Origin of the sequence: Variovorax pasteuri (assembly GCF_051216435.1) — a bacterium.
Lineage (GTDB): Bacteria > Pseudomonadota > Gammaproteobacteria > Burkholderiales > Burkholderiaceae_C > Variovorax.
On sequence record NZ_JBPJZS010000003.1, the window covers coordinates 406,058 to 423,862 of the forward strand.

Annotated in this window: 15 protein-coding genes; 6 read left to right on the top strand and 9 right to left on the bottom strand. The window is 54.9% G+C overall.

What is annotated here, in order from left to right; translation table 11 throughout:
* Positions 1–254: 254 nt before the first annotated feature.
* Positions 255–2,489, top strand: a complete 2,235-nt coding sequence (locus ACSFBM_RS15500) for a hypothetical protein (protein ID WP_435485117.1) — start codon at positions 255–257, stop codon at positions 2,487–2,489.
* A 203-nt stretch (positions 2,490–2,692) separates the two neighbouring features.
* Here the strand turns inward: ACSFBM_RS15500 and ACSFBM_RS15505 are convergent, their stop codons facing one another.
* The 4 genes from ACSFBM_RS15505 to ACSFBM_RS15520 form a co-directional block, all read right to left on the bottom strand.
* Positions 2,693–5,062: a DEAD/DEAH box helicase family protein gene (locus ACSFBM_RS15505; RefSeq protein WP_435485118.1), complete on the bottom strand. Its 2,370-nt coding sequence runs from the start codon at positions 5,060–5,062 to the stop codon at positions 2,693–2,695.
* Positions 5,059–7,014 carry a site-specific DNA-methyltransferase gene (locus tag ACSFBM_RS15510; protein ID WP_435485119.1) on the bottom strand — a complete coding sequence of 652 codons (1,956 nt, stop codon included), beginning with the start codon at positions 7,012–7,014 and terminating at the stop codon, positions 5,059–5,061. The genes ACSFBM_RS15505 and ACSFBM_RS15510 overlap by 4 nt, the downstream gene beginning before the upstream one ends.
* Positions 7,015–7,399: 385 nt before the next feature.
* Positions 7,400–7,963: a hypothetical protein gene (locus ACSFBM_RS15515; RefSeq protein ID WP_435485120.1), complete on the bottom strand. Its 564-nt coding sequence runs from the start codon at positions 7,961–7,963 to the stop codon at positions 7,400–7,402.
* A gap of 27 nt (positions 7,964–7,990) precedes the next feature.
* A complete protein-coding gene (locus ACSFBM_RS15520) occupies positions 7,991–8,581 on the bottom strand; it encodes a hypothetical protein (RefSeq protein WP_435485121.1) in 591 nt (196 codons plus the stop codon).
* Between the two features lie 162 nt (positions 8,582–8,743).
* On the opposite strand from ACSFBM_RS15520, the gene ACSFBM_RS15525 reads away from it, so the two are divergent.
* The 3 genes from ACSFBM_RS15525 (at position 8,744) to ACSFBM_RS15535 (ending at position 11,136) form a co-directional block, all read left to right on the top strand.
* A complete protein-coding gene (locus ACSFBM_RS15525; protein ID WP_435485269.1) occupies positions 8,744–9,619 on the top strand; it encodes a restriction endonuclease in 876 nt (291 codons plus the stop codon).
* A 55-nt stretch (positions 9,620–9,674) separates the two neighbouring features.
* Positions 9,675–10,196 carry a hypothetical protein gene (locus ACSFBM_RS15530; RefSeq protein WP_435485122.1) on the top strand — a complete coding sequence of 174 codons (522 nt, stop codon included), beginning with the start codon at positions 9,675–9,677 and terminating at the stop codon, positions 10,194–10,196.
* Between the two features lie 73 nt (positions 10,197–10,269).
* Entirely contained in the window at positions 10,270–11,136 is an 867-nt protein-coding gene (locus tag ACSFBM_RS15535) for a hypothetical protein (protein WP_435485123.1), read from the top strand.
* A 526-nt stretch (positions 11,137–11,662) separates the two neighbouring features.
* On the opposite strand, the gene ACSFBM_RS15540 is transcribed toward ACSFBM_RS15535, so the two are convergent.
* Together ACSFBM_RS15540 and ACSFBM_RS15545 are read right to left on the bottom strand one after the other, a co-directional pair.
* Positions 11,663–12,052 carry a hypothetical protein gene (locus tag ACSFBM_RS15540; RefSeq protein ID WP_435485124.1) on the bottom strand — a complete coding sequence of 130 codons (390 nt, stop codon included), beginning with the start codon at positions 12,050–12,052 and terminating at the stop codon, positions 11,663–11,665.
* Positions 12,053–12,154: 102 nt separating this feature from the next.
* Positions 12,155–12,865 (bottom strand): NYN domain-containing protein, encoded by a 711-nt coding sequence (locus tag ACSFBM_RS15545; protein ID WP_435485125.1) that lies wholly within the window; start codon positions 12,863–12,865, stop codon positions 12,155–12,157.
* A 236-nt stretch (positions 12,866–13,101) separates the two neighbouring features.
* Here ACSFBM_RS15545 and ACSFBM_RS15550 point away from each other — a divergent pair, with 236 nt between their 5' ends.
* Positions 13,102–13,842, top strand: a complete 741-nt coding sequence (locus ACSFBM_RS15550) for a hypothetical protein (RefSeq protein ID WP_435485126.1) — start codon at positions 13,102–13,104, stop codon at positions 13,840–13,842.
* A gap of 89 nt (positions 13,843–13,931) precedes the next feature.
* Here ACSFBM_RS15550 and ACSFBM_RS15555 read toward each other — a convergent pair whose 3' ends face one another.
* Positions 13,932–14,957, bottom strand: a complete 1,026-nt coding sequence (locus ACSFBM_RS15555) for a restriction endonuclease (RefSeq protein ID WP_435485127.1) — start codon at positions 14,955–14,957, stop codon at positions 13,932–13,934.
* 542 nt (positions 14,958–15,499) lie between these two features.
* Between ACSFBM_RS15555 and ACSFBM_RS15560 the strand changes: the two genes are divergently transcribed.
* A complete protein-coding gene (locus ACSFBM_RS15560) occupies positions 15,500–15,913 on the top strand; it encodes a hypothetical protein (protein WP_435485128.1) in 414 nt (137 codons plus the stop codon).
* Between the two features lie 190 nt (positions 15,914–16,103).
* Here ACSFBM_RS15560 and ACSFBM_RS15565 read toward each other — a convergent pair whose 3' ends face one another.
* A complete protein-coding gene (locus ACSFBM_RS15565) occupies positions 16,104–16,337 on the bottom strand; it encodes an AbrB/MazE/SpoVT family DNA-binding domain-containing protein (RefSeq protein WP_435485129.1) in 234 nt (77 codons plus the stop codon).
* A gap of 136 nt (positions 16,338–16,473) precedes the next feature.
* Positions 16,474–17,697, bottom strand: a complete 1,224-nt coding sequence (locus ACSFBM_RS15570; protein ID WP_435485130.1) for a phage/plasmid replication domain-containing protein — start codon at positions 17,695–17,697, stop codon at positions 16,474–16,476.
* Positions 17,698–17,805: the final 108 nt, after the last annotated feature.

Sequence of the window (17,805 nt, forward strand, 5' to 3'; positions counted from 1 at the left end):
TCTGAAGGCTCCCGTTCCAGCACGTTCAGGTCAAGCGCGCGGAAACTCATCCTGCCGATAGCTGAGTCGCAGGGGTCGCGATGTACCTCCGAAAACCTCGCCTGCGCCGGAAGCCCGCAGTGAAAACTCGGGTCTGCCCCTTACACTTTGCTACCCATCTGAACACATGCATTTTGATAGCGCTGGGTTGGATAAGACACAGGGCGTTGAGATGGCCGGACAGTATAAAAAATCTATGAGGCAAAGCTGCGACCGTGAAAAATCTATCACCGGAAATAGTTTCTCTTATTCACCATGTTGAACTCAATGAGTCGGGATGGTGGAAAAAAGCGGTCGGCCAAGTCGTCAAGGGCGTACTTTGGAAGGCGGAAATCCCTCAGACACTCATTGAACTTCAGGTCGCTTTGAAACGTGAGGTTGGAATCGAACTCACGGACGAAATTTTGCGAAAGCAGCTCGATGTGCTTAGCTCGCAGCAGTCAGTGACGATTTTGGCTGGGTCACGTTTCAAACTGACGGAGCGCGAGAGAAACGATCTAACGGAATCACAGAAAAAGGCTATCAGCGAGAAAGAGGAGTGCGAAGAAGCATTTCAAACGTCATGCAGGACCCATTGCCCCGAGTTGGAAGCTGCGGCAGTTTGGGAGGTTTTTCAACGAACCCTTGCCCACGCCATTCAGGTAACGGGGGCGAATCTTTTTCATTTGTTGGCCGACGGAAATCTCGAACGAGAGGTTGACTGGGTTGCGCGTTTCCTAAATCGATACGCACCGGATCAGCACGAGGGTTTGCGACGCGTGCTATCCGTTTTTTTTGCACCAAGCAATCATGCCTGTCGCAACCAAGTCCTTAGACTAATGTCGGCGCATTTTTTTGCGGAGGCTTCGCAGTTGCGACCGGAAACGCTTGCGGCAATAGAGGGAACCCGCTCAAGACGGACTATTAAAGTTGTCCTAGACACGAATTTTATCTTTTCGGTACTGCAGCTTCACGATAACCCTGGCGATGATTCTGCGCTATCTCTAGTGGACCTTGCCCAGAGGGCCGCCAAAAGTCTTGAGATTAAGCTGTATGTGCTTCCGGGTACGCTTGAAGAAGCGAAGCGCACGCTGGCATATCAGATGAATCTCGTTGAGCGGGTTCGGACTACGCAGGCAATGGCAAGGGCCGCCGTGCGACAGCCACTGCCAAGCATTGCGAGAAAATTTTTCGCCGCTGCATCACTGAGTTCTGGGCTGACGGCCAGCAGTTTTTTTCAGCCCTATATTGATGATCTACGAACTATTCTACGCAGCAAGGGCATCGAAGTGCTTGACGCTCACCCTGCTATATACAACCAACGGCAGGACGTTGTAGACGATGTTTTGGAAGAGATTGAGCGTGAAGAAAAGGAGGTTCCGGAATCCAAAAGAAAAGGCTACGAGACTCATCTTCATGATGCGGTGCTTTGGCACGCAGTGGAGGATCGCCGATCTGCACTCGCTGATTCGCCGTTTGACGTAGAGTATTGGGCGGTTTCAATAGATTGGCGGCTCATCGCCTTCGATAGGAGAAAGCGCGCAGCAGGAGCATCCAATCTGCCCATCGTCCTACATCCTAGCAATTTAGTCCAACTCGTCCAATTCTGGGTGCCCCGCACCGCAGAACTAGAGGCCAGTTTGGTGGATAGCCTTAGATTGCCATTGTTCTTTCAGTCATTCGATCCGGAGGATGAAAGAGCCACTGTTCAGGTACTCCAAGCGCTATCTCGCTATGAAAATATCGGCGACTTAACGGAAGAAACTGTAAGTTCTGTTCTTGCTAACAGAGCATTGCGAGGAAGGCTTAAAGATTCGGATGCTTCAAATGATCAAGTATTTGCATTGGTTAGAGAGGAGCTGCTTAGCGAGCACAAAGCGGCACTGAGCTCTTTGGAACTGGCAAAAGGGTACTTGAGCAAAACTGAAGCATCACTACAGGCAGAGCGGAAAAGCGCTGAGCAGTCCGCGTTGGCTTTGAAAGCAAGTAGCGATCAGCTCTTAGCGGCTCGGGAAAAAGCGGAAGCTGCTGAAAGAAGAGCCGCTGAGGCCGAACAATCTCGAGAGGCTCATGCAGAAAAGTTGCTAGTAAAAGAGAGGGAGGTGGCTGACGCTCACGCCAGTTTAATCAGGCTTCGCTTTGTCCTTTGCGCGGTTGTGATCCCCGCAATTGTCGGCATCGGCCTTGGGCTGTGGACTGGGTATTCAATCGAAAAGTTTTCGACAACCATTGGACGTGTGCCTGTTTGGGCCGCAGCTATGTCGGTAGGACTCCTGCCGATGGCACTTACCTGCGTCGCATCATCCATTTTTATCCGTAGGCACGCCGCACTTCAAGATTGGCGATTTGCACAAGCATTAGAGTTGCTTGGGAAGAAAGCTATCGCTGCTCCAGCACTGCTTGCATTGGGGGCGATTTTCCAAGGCGGGATTTGGGACTGGGTTAAAGCGGCTTCTGGCTGGACTCCATAATTCTAAAACTCATAAGCGGATAGCGGAAACACAAGAAACGACGCTGGCTTTCCGCAATTGGCATGCGGGGTTTTCAAAGAATATGGCTCCTGCCCGGCTGACGGATTCACTATTTAATTGAATCCGCTGCTTTGCTTTGCTTTGCTGTGCGAGGCGATCCGAATACTGCCCTATCGCAGGGTGGGAATTAATCGCGCAAAGAATTACTTCAAACACTCGGCGACGGCTTTTGCCATGGTGTCTACGTAGACAGGCTTGGTCTGATTGTTCTTTATTCGCCAGATCGTGAAACCTTCTTTAGAGATGGTTTTGGCGCCCAGTGCATCTTGCTTGCCCTTCACCACGAACCGCACTTGTACTCGGGGTCGGTCCCCATTGCCGATATCGAACATCTTCCTCAGCAGCGCTTCGGTCAATAGATGCTTGCCCTTCGTGTCAATGGCGTAGACCTTGTTGGCCTTCCATGCCAAGAAGTCAGGGAAGAAGTTAGCCGTGTCGCCTGGCGATAGCAATGGTATCGAATAGCCGCCCGATACAGGGTTGCGGTGCCAGGTCACGCCAGCGGCATCCAAGCCGCGGGCAAACGCCACCTCTTCGGCGCCCATCTTGCTGTATTGCGGATAGAGGCTGTTGACGAACTTGAGGGCCCCCTCCTTCACCACACGCACCGGACCGAAGGTGAAGGGATCGTCCTCCTCGTAGATCAGTTCGGAGTGCTCGAAATATGCCGCCCCGATCTTCTCGGCCAAGTCTCTTACCGCCACTTCAGCATTGCTCCGCACCTGCACGCGCACGTCAAATTTCGGGCTGTTTGTGTTAATAATTTTCCCTGCCTGAGGGGCGGACGAGCGCACGGCGAGTGACAACAGCCAGCGCAAGCGAACGGGGTTGGTGTTACCGCCCTCGGTCCATTCAGGAGCGGTGGCGGAGCCGGCTTTGTCGCTGACCTTGATGATCGCGCTAGCGCTCTCTGCTGTTCCGATTGCGTCCGCTCCACCCTCGGCAAATGTGGGGAATTGGTTCAGTAGTTGGTCCACCACCAACATCGCCTCTTCTTTGAGCACATAGATGCTATGAAGAGCGGATGGCAGGTCATCGCGTGGCAGTACTTCAATAGCTCCCGGGCTATTTCCTCCCGAGAACGATGACGAGATTGCGATAGGTGCGCCTTCTTGATCCAACTTCGCCTTGACCAAGTCGAGTGCTTGCGTGAATACGCTCTTCCTATCTACTCGTAGAAAGAAGTGGGCGGCATTCAAAACCTCACTGTCGTAGTGCGTCGCGTGGGGCTGCCGTAAGACGCGACCGATCACCTGTTGGACTTGAGTTGAAGAGCCCATGGACTTGTCGATATAGGCTAGGTAGCATTCGGGATCATCCCACCCTTCTTGCAGCGACAAGTTAAAGATGATGTGCTCGAAGTCTCCTTCGTGAAACTTATCGAAGTCATCATCACCTTTTGAGAAATGCACAACCGCGTCCGGCTTTGTTCCCTCAGTGAATTTCAAGTCGGAGTAAATCGCAATTGAAGCCGGATCGATCCCTTTGGACTCCACAAGGTAGCGCCAGATCCGAATTGGCGGTGCTTGGCGCAGGTTAAATGGCTTTGCTGGATCGTCGGGCTGCCCATCATCCGTGATGTTAGTCTTGCACACGTAGATGGCCTTTGGTTTGATGCGCAGGCCCCTATTCGTGATTTCCTTCTGGATGATGCCGCGACGCTCCATCAAACTGTCCAAGCACGTTTCCATTGGCGCCGTCGTACCATCGAAGTGGATTGCATTTTTCACCAGTTCGGCATCGACCACCTTTTGACTGTCCACTAGGGTCGTCATCCATGCGTCTGCGTCTGGATCCCCATCCTTGAGAGCCCCCAACGCTTGGAATGCTTCTTTCTCTCCCGAGCTTCGTACCACCCAACCCTTTGTCGGCTGTATGACCAAGTTATGAAACTTGGTGGGTAACTTGATCGTGGCGCTCGCTAGCAGCCAAGCCTCCGGCTCCAATTCACGAAGGATGTCAGTCTGCTGCTCAGACAGGTTATGCGCTTCGTCGTAAACAATAATCAGTGGGCGCCGGGCTTGGCCATCGCTACGGTCAATCAGGCGTTGCCACATGGACTTGCCGCCTTGGCGATCTTGAGCTGCGCGATAGATTCTTAAGTCACCTTCGGCCTGGTCTTTGTTGTTGAACAGGCCCGTGGTTGTCAACACCAACAACGGCGTGCTGCTGTCCTCAACCATCGTAGGCTTTAACTCCTTGATGGTACAAACTTGGAAACCTTCAACCAACGGGGCATATTTGCCGCCGTTGAAGTTGTTGAAGGTTTGGGTCACTACGGAACGCGCTTTCGACATCCACAAGACGATGGGCTCGCCTTGGAGTTCATTGCGGATCAAGGTCACCGCTTCGGCCAGGATTGGTGTCTTGCCCGCCCCCGTTAGCGCGGAAAGGGCTTGAAAGAAGGGGTCGGCGAGCCGACGCGTGCCAGGTCGTTGGTCGTGAGTAGCGAAGAACGCGTACCGGCGTGCAATTTGGAGCGCCGCATCGTTCTGAAACTTGATTTCTTTCATCCCTGCTCGTTCTCAGTCTCGGTCTCGTTGTTGTAGGCGTCAGCGCGCGTATTGAAGCCAATGTGCTCCAACACTCGATCCGGAATCTTGTAGAACTCGACGGTACGTCCCGAGTAGGGCGCGAGCGAGGCATACACGTGATAGCGATCTGTCAGGCTATGGGCTTTCGCTTCTTCTACGATAGCTTTGAATGTTTCGCGGTTGAGGATGGAAGGCTGCTCTGCTCCATCCCAGATCAAGAAAAATCCCTCGTTGCGCGCATTGGTGGCAAACAAAAAGCGCCGACTTACTTCAGGGGAGAAGCGAGTAAGCGAAGTTTTCGCCCGATCAGACTTGTCCCAGTGACTTGTCAACAGGAGGTCAATCATTTCTTCTCGCTGCAGTGCGTTTACCGCCGCGGCATCTACTTGCTGTCGTTTCAACTCGACGAATTGAAAACCGCCACCAAGCGGCTCGCGTGCACCCGACTTCCAATCGCCCGTGATCGCTCGTCGAATCCGGTCTGCGGTCAGCGTCTTAGCATAGTGGTCACCCTTTTCGTCGTTACCTTGCTCGACGAGAATGAAGCGCCGATCTGAATCAGTTTCGCTATTCAGTTCCAAGATTGCATGACCTGTCGTCCCCGAACCAGCGAAAGGATCGAGCACGATGCCATCTGGCTTGCACCAAATTTGAATAATCTTCTTGATCAGCTTCAAAGGTTTGACCGTCTCGAAACCATGGCCTTTGCCAACGATATCGTCGAGTTCTTCGATGCCATCACGTGATCGGCCACTCATTTTTCGTAGCCAAGAAACTGCTTCCAAATCAATCGGGCCTTCTTCATCAGATAGCCAGAACGACTGAGGTACCGCCCCCTGTTTAACAAGAGTTTTGTAGACTTTTTTTACAGGCTTTTGAAGGCCGTCAACGCCCCAATAAAGAACGGGCCACGAACCCTGTTTCAATCGCGCTACTGCTTTCTTGCGGTATGCAGCTACACGTGCCTTTTTTTGACTGGCTGTCTCTTCTATTCGCCATCCTTTTAGGGCAAGCGCTTTGCCGCGACCATCGCCGATGTCAAGGTCAAAATACTCAACACCCCACTCCTCAGCCCAAGCTTTAATCTGTGCACGCTTGTTGGCCCAATGCCGTTCGCCAGGGTCATGAAACTCCCCCGTAAAGGGCGACTGGATCGCATAATTCGCAAGTGCGCTAGTGCCTTTTCCGGTCAAGTCGCCTTGTTTCCAGTCGCTAAGCAAGTCTTTGTCGATATTGCCAAAACGGGCATCAGCTAGTGCCGAACGCTCCACCATGCCAGTTTTTGCGCGTTCGGATGTTTTTGCGTATACAAGAACATACTCTGTCGTGACAGTGATGTGCTGTGCTTGGTTTTTTGGTGTAGTTTTCTGCCAGTTGATGATGGCCAGGCGGTTGTTTTCACCAAACACTTCATCCATCAACATACCTAGCCGGTATAACTCTCTGTGATCGATACAAATGGCTATGACGCCGCCAGGCTTGAGCATTTCGCGCATCATCCAGATCCGCGGCGTCATAAAGCGAAGCCACTTGGAGTGACGCGAGCCGTCCTCTTTGGGCACGAGTTCGCCAAGGTCTGGGTCGTTGGGATCCTTGTCCCATTTGTCGTTGTATCGGAAATCCTCACCCGTGTTGTAGGGTGGGTCCGTCAGAATCAAATCGACTTGACCACGATATTTGTAGAGGGTCACCATCGCCGATAGGTTTTCCCCATCCATGATGGTGTTTTGACTCTGTGCCTGCGCTGCTCCCGCAGATGATCGCTGATTGATCTTTGCGAGTTTGGGTTTAACTTGACGAATGATCTGCCACGGAGCGGTGCGCCCCGTGTAGGACATGATGATTCCATCCTTGCCGGCCTCGGCGCGCTCTGCATCGTGCTGTTCGAGCAGGCGGATCAAATCACCGCGCGTGAGTTGCTCGTATGCCATTTGGTTCTCTCGTCCTGGGGCGGTCTTTTTCGTCACCGCCGCTGTTAATGTCAAAGGCCAAGGCGCGGGCATCCGCCCAAGCCATGCCCGGTTCTTGTCAATACTGTTAATATATACAGTATTTTGGCTTGTGCCAATACTGCCATGAGCCTACCAGTGTTTTGGGAGCCGCGACCTCGTTACGCCGTCGAAGGGCATCATTGACGCCATCAGAATGAAGCCTCAGTTCATGGCGTCAGGAAGTTGTTTAGACCGGCTACGCCGAACCGTACCGATTGGCGGCAGTTCCGCCATTTTCTTGGCCAATGGCGTAGGACCGAGGCGACTGCAGTGGCAGGTCACCAAGACCTCGTGAGCGAGGTGATGTCCTGTGAGCTGTTTGGATCTAGGTTGCGGCTAAGCGCGGCAGATCTGCCCATTCAAAAAAATGGTGAGGCATCGCGCCCTCGACGGTTCGCATGTTTCTCAGATTCACCGTTGACTGGCACCCCATCATGGGGACATCGCTGGAGAACCGACCGGCTGAGGACCAGTTCACCCTGAGACGGCGACGCGCGTCTGGTCCCGTATCGGTTCCGGTTACTCGGCCGTGTCCGTGCAGGCTCATCGTCTGACCGAACTTTTCGGACTTCTTTAGGATAATCAGATCACCTGCGCAGATGCTCCGAAATAGATTCATCTGGTCGATGCTGTCGTCGTAATCAAAGGTGCAGGTGCCGCTCTGCTTCCATTCGTCATCGAGGCGGTTGGTCAGATCACCGTTTGGACAAAAGCCCATGAAAACGATTCCGCTGTCCTTGGCGACCGCATTGTCTAGCGCTAGCAAAACAAGATGACTGTCATTGTCGCCGTCTTCAAAATTGGCTTGAGCGCGTCCTCGCATAGTTTCCAGCTCGTCGCGAGTGAGCCTGCCAAGCTTAATCTGGTCGATAGTGCGCTGGTATTTCATCTTGTTTGCCTCCGACTCTCAAATACCTCAAGTTGGCTTAGCGAGTTCCGCCATCGCATCTTCCATCGCTAGTCCTTCCCTGAGCAGCTCGATGAGTTGATTCTTCTGATCTTGCGAAAGCTTCGGAATCTGTCCGGCGACGTAAGCCTCATGCACGAGATTGAGAGCTTCCTGTTCTTTCCTCCGTTTGAGCTGGACCGCAGCCTTTCGCGCTGCGTCAAGATGGCTGTCCCATTGACCTCGCCACCTCGACCAGTCATAGCCAGAGACCACGTCCATGTCAGCTTGCCACGATCCGTTCACGGCTCGATAACTTGCGCCCGGTTGACTAGTCTCATTGACCGCCAGGCATGTGAGAGGCGGCAACTGGTGCTCTCCTAGAAACTGAACGATCACCTCCAGCCGCCGGCCCATGGATATTGGGATCGCAGATTGAACGACTTCGTCGTTTGGGTGTGCACGCCTCGCGCGTTCCAGGACTTCTTTGTAGCGGATCGCCTGGCCGGGATGATTCCGGGCATGGTCAAGGAGGATGTCGTAATAGATGCGCGCGAGGTGCGCGTCGGTGGGGGTTGTTCTCACGCTGAGCATGATATCCAGCGGCAGCCCCTTCGTCACAGAATCTTGTCATGAACTCGCGTGATTGACACTACGCTGATCAGCATCCGACTTTGTTGTGTTGAATCGGAAGTTTTTGGCCGAGGACCGCTACATTCCATCGTTACCAAGGGATCGTCTGCGCAGTCGTCGGCAATAAGAAGTTTGGTCGCCACTGGAGGGATTTTGGCTAGAAAGAAAACGAGTCTTGCGGAAGATCTGATGGATCTGATGTCGCTGCTGCCATGGTGGGCGGGCGTCGTCCTCGCGGTGATCGCGCACGTGCTCCTGCACAAGTTAGCAACGCCTCCAACGGAGCTCGCACTTCAGCCAGGCCAGATGGGCGGCTTGATCGTCCGCTCGATGGGAGCCGTTCTGGCAGGTATTGGCCAGTATGCGGTGCCGCTGATCTGTCTCAGCGGTGCGGGAGTCTCAGCGTGGCGACGGCATCGACGCCGAACCTTGATCTCAAATATGGCACAGGCCAAGGGCGCTGATGCGCTCGACGGCATGTCGTGGCGCGAGTTCGAGATGTTGGTCGGCGAGGCCTTTCGTCTGCAAGGCTTTAGTGTCTCCGAAACCGGTGGCGGTGGAGCAGACGGCGGCGTGGACCTGGTGATCTCGAAGGGCACCGAGAAGTTTCTCGTCCAATGCAAGCAGTGGAAGGCCTACAAGGTTGGGGTCGACGTGGTGCGCGAACTGTACGGCGTGATGGCGGCGAAGGGTGCTACAGGTGGGTTCGTTGTGACCTCAGGCAGCTTCAGCGATGATGCCAAGGCATTTGCCGATGGTCGCAACGTCAAGTTGGTGGATGGGCATCGACTGTTCGGTCTGATCAAACAAGCGCGGCAATCGCTGTCTTCGCGTGCCGACATCGCCGACAGGTTGCACCCGGTCGCGCCACCGAGTCCACCCGGTGTCTCGACCAGCACAGCCGCATGTCCCGCGTGTGGCTCGGGGATGGTTAAGCGCACTGCCAAGAAGGGCGCGAATGCCGGCGGGCAGTTCTGGGGATGTTCTCAGTATCCCTCGTGCCGAGGTGTCCGCCCGCTGGCCTGACCCAATTGCTGAGGCCGACACTCGCGATTCCTTAAATCTCTAAAGAGCGTGAAACATGGTTGCAGAATTCATTAGCGCGTACTCCGACGATCAGATTTACATTGAAATGCTTGAGAATTTGGTCAATTCTCATCCAGTTGAAGCTCATGCTCCAGATTCCGTCAAATACTCATCATTCGCGCGACTCTGGGCTGTGATGATGGTTGGGGCAGTGGAATGCATGATCAAGGAATGGGCCAAAAATCGGCCGAACCTCCAAGATATATATGCATACTTTGAAAAGGGACCCAATGAAGGGCGCATCCATCGATTGGAGGCCGCTTTCAAATCGCGCGGCCTTCACGTGGACTCGAATTGCTTTCAAGATTACTTGGCGATCAAATACATTCGCAATGCATATGTTCATGGCGAATGGAGCGAGCCGCAGAGATCGTTTGTAGAAAGCCGCGGATTTCCCGGCTCGGTGATGCTTTTTAATCAAGCTGATTACGAGCGAATGAAGGATAGCTACAAGCACGTGATGAATAACTTAGGCATGGCGAGCGTTGCCGACGGCCTGCTGCCTCAGAAGCAATAAATAGAGCGTTAATGGCCTGGCTTCCGCGTGTCTGGAGTCAGTGTTTTAGTCAGAATCCCCTTTTAAACGTTCTATGAAAAATTCCTCTGGCCGGTATGAGGTCGGCCTGAACCTAACCTTGGATGCATCTCACTCCTATCTGATAACTATTGATTTATTAGGTGAAGGGGATTTGAAAACCTCTTTGACCACCGCCCAAAAGGCGGCAAATCAAGCAGCTCAGACTGGCGCAATCACGTACTCAAGGTATGTGAAAGTTCACAATCGACCAATGTTGGATGCATTGTTGGCTTCTATTGCAGAGCAAGCCGATGAAAAAAATAACCCTCTAATTTCCTTTGAAGGTCACGGAAACCCTGAAAAAGGCCTGCTGATCGGGGGGGCAAAAACCTACGTCCCTTGGGTAGAGCTTCGTGAGGCACTACGGCGGATAAATGCAAGTACGCGCAACGGAACCGGGGTGATCATGTCCACTTGTTACGGAATGGCCATTTGTGACGGAATTGAGATTACTCAGCCAACCCCATTCCAGTTTTGCATCGCTCCTAGAGACATAGTGGAGGCTGGGATTGTGGAATCCCAAATGAAACTATTTGTGGAAACGATGCTTGAAACGCTCTCCATCGATGTCGCTATAAAGCAACTTCAGCCACATTACGATTATTTCCATTCGCATGAATTTTTTTGCAGTCAATTCATTGGGTATCTGAAAAAGCATGCGCATGGTTCAGGGCGTGAAAAATTTGTAGAGGAGCTGACAACAAAGATCCTTTGCGCCCAGTCCGAAGACAAGAAAAATATTAAAACAGCTCGTCGCATTGCTCGGGCTGAGGTAAGGAGCAATCGGATGCACTTTGATCGTCTTTCCAACATCTTCCTCCACGGGGCGCGGGGTATATCGTTCGAGCAGGTTGAAAAGTATTCAAGGATTTATTCTTAGTTTCCTGCTTGGCCAATCGCGATGAATTTTATGGAATTTCGCAAGTCTTTGGGAAGCGCCTGGACTAGAGCGGGAATGTAGCGATAACCGCGGCGTATCGCTATATGAGCGGTTGCCGAAGCGCTATATGCATTTCGAGCGCAACGCCTGACAAGCGTCATTGTCAATGGCTAAAAAGGTAATCAAGCTTGGATTCAGGATATCGACCATTTCGACGTGAAGTGGTATCCACGAGGCTGGTTCAAATCATGATATCGGCCACGAAGTAAAACGCTATGAAGGTGTTTTATATCTTGGAGGCTGATTGATTAATATCCATCCGCGCCAAATAACTGCCGCGCCATGTTGTGGGGACCTAGCAGATTGATTCCGCTCCACTGTTTCTATCGCCGTGATGCATTGGTCGATCAATCGCCGCTTCGAGGGACTTTCGTATCGTCCTCTTCTTGGAGGTGTGCTTGATATCAGCGCATCGATAGGCTCGTCAGACTAACAACTGAGTAACAACTGAGGCAAAGCGACGGGGCTAGCCTGCATCTGATGCAAAGGATGCAGCGCGCTTGCCGGCGTCGATCTGAGCCTGGAGCCATCCGACGACACGTCCCTTCGCTCCGGCCTTCCATGTCTCGCCCGTGTCAGGATTCTTGTATGTCGTTCCGGTTTCGACCTCGCGCGGCGGACGCGGCGCAGTGCCCGAACGCTTGGCCATTGTCGTGTCGTATGGTGCCAATGCCTTGATCCCTTCCGAGATCGAGAATCCTCCGGCCTGGAGTTTCTTCGCATATGCGTCGGCGAGAACTTTGATTTCCTCACCACGCTTGGCTTGGAGCGCTGCCTCAAGCTCTGCACGTTCGGCATCCATGTCTTTGATCCGTTTCTGGATCTCGGCGTAACTCATATTTTTTGCTTCTAGCATGGATTGTTTTCGTTTGATGGGAAAGGGCGGGCCCCAAAAGTGAAGGTCCGACCAGGCGACCCGGAGGCAACACTGGCTGACGGCAACAACGCTGCTCTTGCTCTATTTCAACCGCACTTCGACGTGCACGAAGCCTGTACCGTCAGGCGAGTCCACCACTTCAAGGTACGGCTGGGCGCGCACCAGCTCGCTGAGCTTCTTGAAGCCATAGTTTCTCGGGTCAAACGATGTGTGTGTCTTGCTCACGAGGCTGCAGACATTGGATAGTCTGGACCAACCGCTGTCCCTGACCGTCTCTCGGATGGCGTGCGCCAGCAGCTCCCCCAGGTCGGGCACGTCAGGAACTTGCACGGGTGTCGCGGCCTCGATGGGGCGTTTCAGAACCTCGAAGAAGATGAACTTGTCGCACGCGGCGATGAAGGGCTCCGGTGTCTTTCGCTCTCCGAGGCCGTACACGACTTTGCCAGCCTCCCGAAGGCGCGTTGCAAGGCGCGTGAAATCACTGTCGCTGGATACTAAGCAGAAGCCGTCGACGTTGCCTGAGTACAGCAGGTCCATCGCGTCGATGATGAACGCTGAATCCGTCGAGTTCTTCCCCTGCGTATAGGCAAACTGCTGGATGGGCTGAATCGCATGGCGGTGAAGGTGAGCCTTCCAGCCGACCAAGTTCTGCGTGGTCCAGTCACCAAACGCCCGTTTGACCGTGGCAGTCCCGAACTTGGCGACCTCTTCGAGAAGTTCCTTTGCCACCGAGGCAGAGGCATTGTCGGCGTCGATGAGAACCGCCAGCCGCGTGGTATCTGTGCTTGCCAAGTTGCGTCTCGCCTTGATGCTGAAGAAGCACTGATTCTCGGCGGCAACTCCATGGATGGGAAGCAGTCGCTTCTTGCGGGTGGCAACGCATGCCAAGGCGCAATGCGCCGGCGGCCGACCTGGGTACTCCGCCTATGCCGGCTCTCAATTTGGTCTGGCTTCACTTGTCGTTGATGGCCGGTTACGGGTGCATGCGGGCAAGGTGCTAGTACCGACTCGGTCGGATAATCGCAGACATGTCCAACGAAGCCCTTGACCTTTCCCGCGTGGTCGCCTCTGTCAAGGAGGTTTGTGCCGGCACCAAGACGGCGGTGATCCACGGCGCATTTTCGCGTGGGAATGGAGCCTCGGTCATTGAGCTTGGTCATGCGGAAATGCTCGAAGCGATTCGGGCAGAGCGGCCAGCGGCGGTGTTCTACTCGCTCATCAAGTTCGACGCCGACGGCTTCATCCACCTCGTATTGCAGGCGAACGGATGGAAAGAGGGGTATGACAAAAGGCCTGGCTCGCGCTTTCCCTCGCCCGATAAAGTGCGCGCGCATGTCCAGTCACAGATCGTCTCGCTGACAAGCCGGCCTGACCCCCACCACGAACTCCACGTGTGCTACTCGCACGACGGCTGCGTGCGCCATATGGAGTTCAACGAGGAATGGGCCGAAGAGTTTTACTGCGAAATCGCAGACTTCGTGGAAGCCTACATTGACGATGCCGAGATCGACAATGACGAGGCTGAAGAGCGAGCCAAGGACGCGATGAAGGACTTCATTCGGAAGGTTTCGCAGGACGAGGGTTTCAAGTCTCTGAGAGGCTTGCCGAAGCGCCTCCTGTATCTGCAAAAGCACTACGGCGACAAGATTCCGCCGCATCCGCGTGGCAGGCTGCATCGGGCAGCCCAACACGTCGAACTCGTGGACTACCACATGGCCATAGTGCTGACCGAGGCGAGCAACTTGATCTGGCGCGAAACGAACCTATAGTTGGTGCTGCGGGCACCGCGGGCTCGTAAGGATTGCTTGGTCGCCGTTCGTTGGGCCGCTAAGCTCGCTCTGGCTAGCGCCCGGCAACGTCAGTCAAAGAAATCCTCGTCGAGCTTCTTGATATAGACCACCTCCTCAACGCGACAGCCAATGTCGAATCGGATCATCAGGCGGGTGAGAAAGAGCCCGTCGATCAATACGATGCGCTTGCTCAGCATCTCCGCAGTCTCTTTCGCTGCCTGCGAGAAGGTTGACGTTGTGACGAACAGGCCCTTATTCGCCTTGAACCGGTCCAGCGACCCGAAGAAGTCTCGGATCTCGCCCGACGACACCTTGCTGTCCGCGTAACGCTTGGCCTGGACATAAACTCGGTCCAGACCCAACGCATCCTGGTCGATGACGCCGTCGACGCCACCATCACCGCTTTTGCCCAAGGCCTTACCAGCCTCGATGGCCGATCCACCGTAACCCATGGCGATTAGGAGCTGAACGACGAGGCGCTCAAAGAAGTCTGGGGGTGAGACGAGGATCTTCGCGAGGAGTTCGGCACTAAGTGATTGCTGAAGTTCGTCACTTGCAGATCGGATCACTTCGTCTGGTGCCAATTCTTTGAAGTTCTTTGGCTCAGATTGCGGGGTAATCGGAGTGCCGGCCGCCGCTTCCCGAAAAGCCTTGAATTCGGGAAAGGACTCCAGAAACTTGATGTTGATCGCCGGCGGCGGATTGGCCAGCACCGCCCGGCCTCGGTCACTGATCTCGAAGTACGCACGCCTTGTGAGCGTGATCAGGCCAGCCTTGCCCAAATAGCTCTTGGCCCAGTTTACGCGGTTGGCGAACGTCGTCTGCTTGCCCGAGGGCACTAGCTCCGACAGTTCAGCCTCAGTCAAACCCAGCTTGCGGCCCAAGTCAGCGACAACATCAGAGATGCGCACCTCGCCGGCGTCAGACTCCTTGAGCACCGGAAGCATCAGTGACTGAAAGTCTGGAATCGCCATGGCGCTATCTTCCCCAAGTTGCTTGTTGTCGGAGGATTCTATGGGGTCCCCCAGACGCTCTTGATCGGGCTGCAATTGGCTCGCGTGATCGACCGCCGTAGGTACGCAGCCTGAGCCCATTGCTCGATCCGCTTGTTTGTCCTCGGTAGTTGCTTCTGGATGACGTCGGTACCGCCGCAGGCCACTCCTGACATGTCAGGAGTGGCCAACGAACCGTCAGTTCCAGGGATCCTTCGTCTGCTATACGGTACTGGCGGCCGGAAGACAAAAAAGATTGGGCTGGGCGACGTACCACCGTGGCAAACCGCTCGATTCTCTGGGGCTGTCGAAGCTACTCAGGCCCTACAACGTGACGCCGGTAAAAAGTGCTGGCGGAGCTGACCGAGGGTATCGCAGGGCCGATCTGGACGACCATCCGGCGCTATGTGGCGTTGACCGGCGAACCGACGGCGCAGTGAAGCGGCCCGGACGCCCCGCGTTGCTTGATCCGATCCGTCGAACTAAGGGAATAATTCGAGAACTCCAGATCATTCGATCCCGATATTCCTCGTATGGCAGCATCCAGAAATTCCTACCTCATCAACGGACGCCTGTCAGATGTCCTTGCACTGATTCAAGTCCTAGCCTTGTCGCCCAAGACTCGGCGAACCGAAGTTGGTCTCATGACGGAGTTGCAAGGGAAGCCAGCGAGCGCTGCAAGCTGGGTTGATGTCGGATCGCAGCACAGGGAGTTTTTTCGCGTAAAGGCTGCGGTGGGACAAAAGAAAGCACACGTCTCTCTAATTGCGCGGAATGTTCAAGATGCCGTCGAACGCGATGACGGAGATGAGCTGCGCCCCCTGCTCTCAGCGGAAACCACTGCCAAGCTCATGGAACTGGCAGTGGATCTTCACGCCAAGCAAGTTCAGCGTAGTGAAGCTTGGAAGACGGTGCTGATACCTATCTTGATTGCCGTGCTTGCGGCCATCGCGTCTATATCCGCCGCGTTTATCAGCGTCGCACTCAAGGCGCCGTCGACCACTAGCGCAGTTGCGGAGCGAACTGACAGCCATCCGCAGCTTTCCTCGACAAAATGAGGGTGACAGCGGGCATAGATCAACCCGCCACGCCCGCCACCAGTCCGTCAATGGCAAGCCAAGGGGCTGAACAGCACCAGCGTCCTTAGCGCTAGGTTCAATACGTCCTGAGCTGCCTGTGAGCGTGTTTGTCCAATGATCCAGAGCCGGCCAGGCGGTTGCGATTCGAGCATCAATTCGAGGAGACCCTTCACCATGTTGTCACCCTAGCCGCAGTAGGCAATGTGGCCTCGGCGATGCCCATCTCCCCGTCGGCGGTCGGCGAGTGGGCTGGCTGCACGTTCTTTACGGGCCGCACGCGGATATCGCCCGAATCGAGCAGGCGCACGTAAACGTAGTCCCCAGCAGTCAACCCGGCTGCCTGCGCTACCTCACAAGGCAGGCGAAGGCCAATAGAGTGCCCCCAGCGGGTAATTTTCATCATCTCGGCTCCTTTCACGCAATGAATAGCCATTGCATATAGCCGCGAGAAATTGCAGAGCGATGCGTGGCAAACCAGCAACCACGCGTAGCCCTGCGACACTGCCCTCAGGCGCCGGCGCCGCCAAGTAGTCAGGCCATCACTCGTACCGGCCTGGCGGCCAATAGCGGCCGGCCGCGATCAACCAGTCCGGTACCGGCACGATGTTTTCGACCCTCAGGATTTCCGACAGGTCGAGCGCCGGTAACCGCTCCGGTCGGCGGTCGCTGAGAATGTCCACGCCGACCTTCTGCTTGATCGCTCGGGAGTGCCTGGAGATCGTCGAGGCGGACAGCAGCCGGTGCAGATCCTGCTTGAGCAGCCACAGGGTGTAAGCAATAAGCTCCTTCTTTGTGAGCAGTCTTTCTTCGTCCGCGGTGAGCAGTGGCTGGATGGCATTGCCGACATTGAAGCCTGCCAGCACGTCGAAGAAGAGCTGATCGACGTCGACATCCGCCCAGCATGAGGCCGACTTCAGGCCGAGTGTGGTGAGGCCGCCGTCGTACAGCCGCACCTCGATGCGGATTGAACCGTCCGCCAGTTCGATCAGCTTGCCCTGGTACACGCCTGGCTTCGACCATTGTTTGAGCAGCACTGGGTGCTTGTCGTAGATGCATACGCCTTGCTGTGTTGAACGACGTTCGGCGGTCCAGCCCAGCGCAATGCAGCTATCGATGGCGCGATGCTTGCCGCTCCTGTTTGCCTCGTCAATGGCGTTGATGAACATCATCTTGAGTTCCGGCGAGATCCAAAAGTTGCCCGTCAAGTGGACCTCGCTCACGGTGATCATCCGCCCGGTCTTCCACCACACGTGCTCTTCGGGCGTAGCGGTCAGGTCGTGCCGTGCGAGCTGCAGCAAGAACACCGCGTAGCCGTAGTCCAGCAGGTTGCCATGGCCGAAAACGTTATGGCCTTGCAGAACCTGCGGCGGGCAGCAGTCAAAGAGGATGCGGTTGGCCCTCTCGTCATGGCCGAACACCGAGGACTTGATGAAGATGTCGTCGGGCCTTGGGTTCCTACGGCGCTTGGGCGTGTAGGCACTGGCACCAGCAACAATGATTCCCAGGTCTGGGTCATCGCGGTAAAACTTCTCCCCGAGGGAGTCGTGTTCGAGCGGTCCGTTCAGCGTGAAACGGTCGATGTGGATGTGGCCATGGCTACGACCATCTGCGCCAGCCTCAGGCCGTTCGGCGTCGTTCGCGGCAGTCTTCGGCGGTGCAGAGCCGTGGCCTGGGGCGTGCTGCTGCTGGTCGGCAGTTTTGGGCTGGTTCTCGCTGTTCGTGCCGAAGCGGAGGGGCGACGGTTTGGCGGTGTTCTTGCGCATGGTCTGTAGACCTTTCAAATGACGTTGAGCCGGTATGGCTTCGTCAAATTGCAATGAATCTGTGCTTGTATAGCCAAAGCGCAGCATTGCCGTTCACCAATAGCTGAG

Bases quoted from the DNA above. Each gene is read 5' to 3' on its own strand.
- ACSFBM_RS15540 (WP_435485124.1), bottom strand. From the start codon at position 12,052: ATGCTAGAAGCAAAAAATATGAGTTACGCCGAGATCCAGAAACGGATC.
- ACSFBM_RS15515 (WP_435485120.1), bottom strand. From the start codon at position 7,963: ATGAAATACCAGCGCACTATCGACCAGATTAAGCTTGGCAGGCTCACT.
- ACSFBM_RS15505 (WP_435485118.1), bottom strand. From the start codon at position 5,062: ATGAAAGAAATCAAGTTTCAGAACGATGCGGCGCTCCAAATTGCACGC.
- ACSFBM_RS15560 (WP_435485128.1), top strand. From the start codon at position 15,500: ATGACGGAGTTGCAAGGGAAGCCAGCGAGCGCTGCAAGCTGGGTTGAT.
- ACSFBM_RS15555 (WP_435485127.1), bottom strand. From the start codon at position 14,957: ATGGGCTCAGGCTGCGTACCTACGGCGGTCGATCACGCGAGCCAATTG.
- ACSFBM_RS15565 (WP_435485129.1), bottom strand. From the start codon at position 16,337: ATGATGAAAATTACCCGCTGGGGGCACTCTATTGGCCTTCGCCTGCCT.
- ACSFBM_RS15570 (WP_435485130.1), bottom strand. From the start codon at position 17,697: ATGCGCAAGAACACCGCCAAACCGTCGCCCCTCCGCTTCGGCACGAAC.
- ACSFBM_RS15530 (WP_435485122.1), top strand. From the start codon at position 9,675: ATGGTTGCAGAATTCATTAGCGCGTACTCCGACGATCAGATTTACATT.
- ACSFBM_RS15550 (WP_435485126.1), top strand. From the start codon at position 13,102: ATGTCCAACGAAGCCCTTGACCTTTCCCGCGTGGTCGCCTCTGTCAAG.
- ACSFBM_RS15535 (WP_435485123.1), top strand. From the start codon at position 10,270: ATGAAAAATTCCTCTGGCCGGTATGAGGTCGGCCTGAACCTAACCTTG.
- ACSFBM_RS15510 (WP_435485119.1), bottom strand. From the start codon at position 7,014: ATGGCATACGAGCAACTCACGCGCGGTGATTTGATCCGCCTGCTCGAA.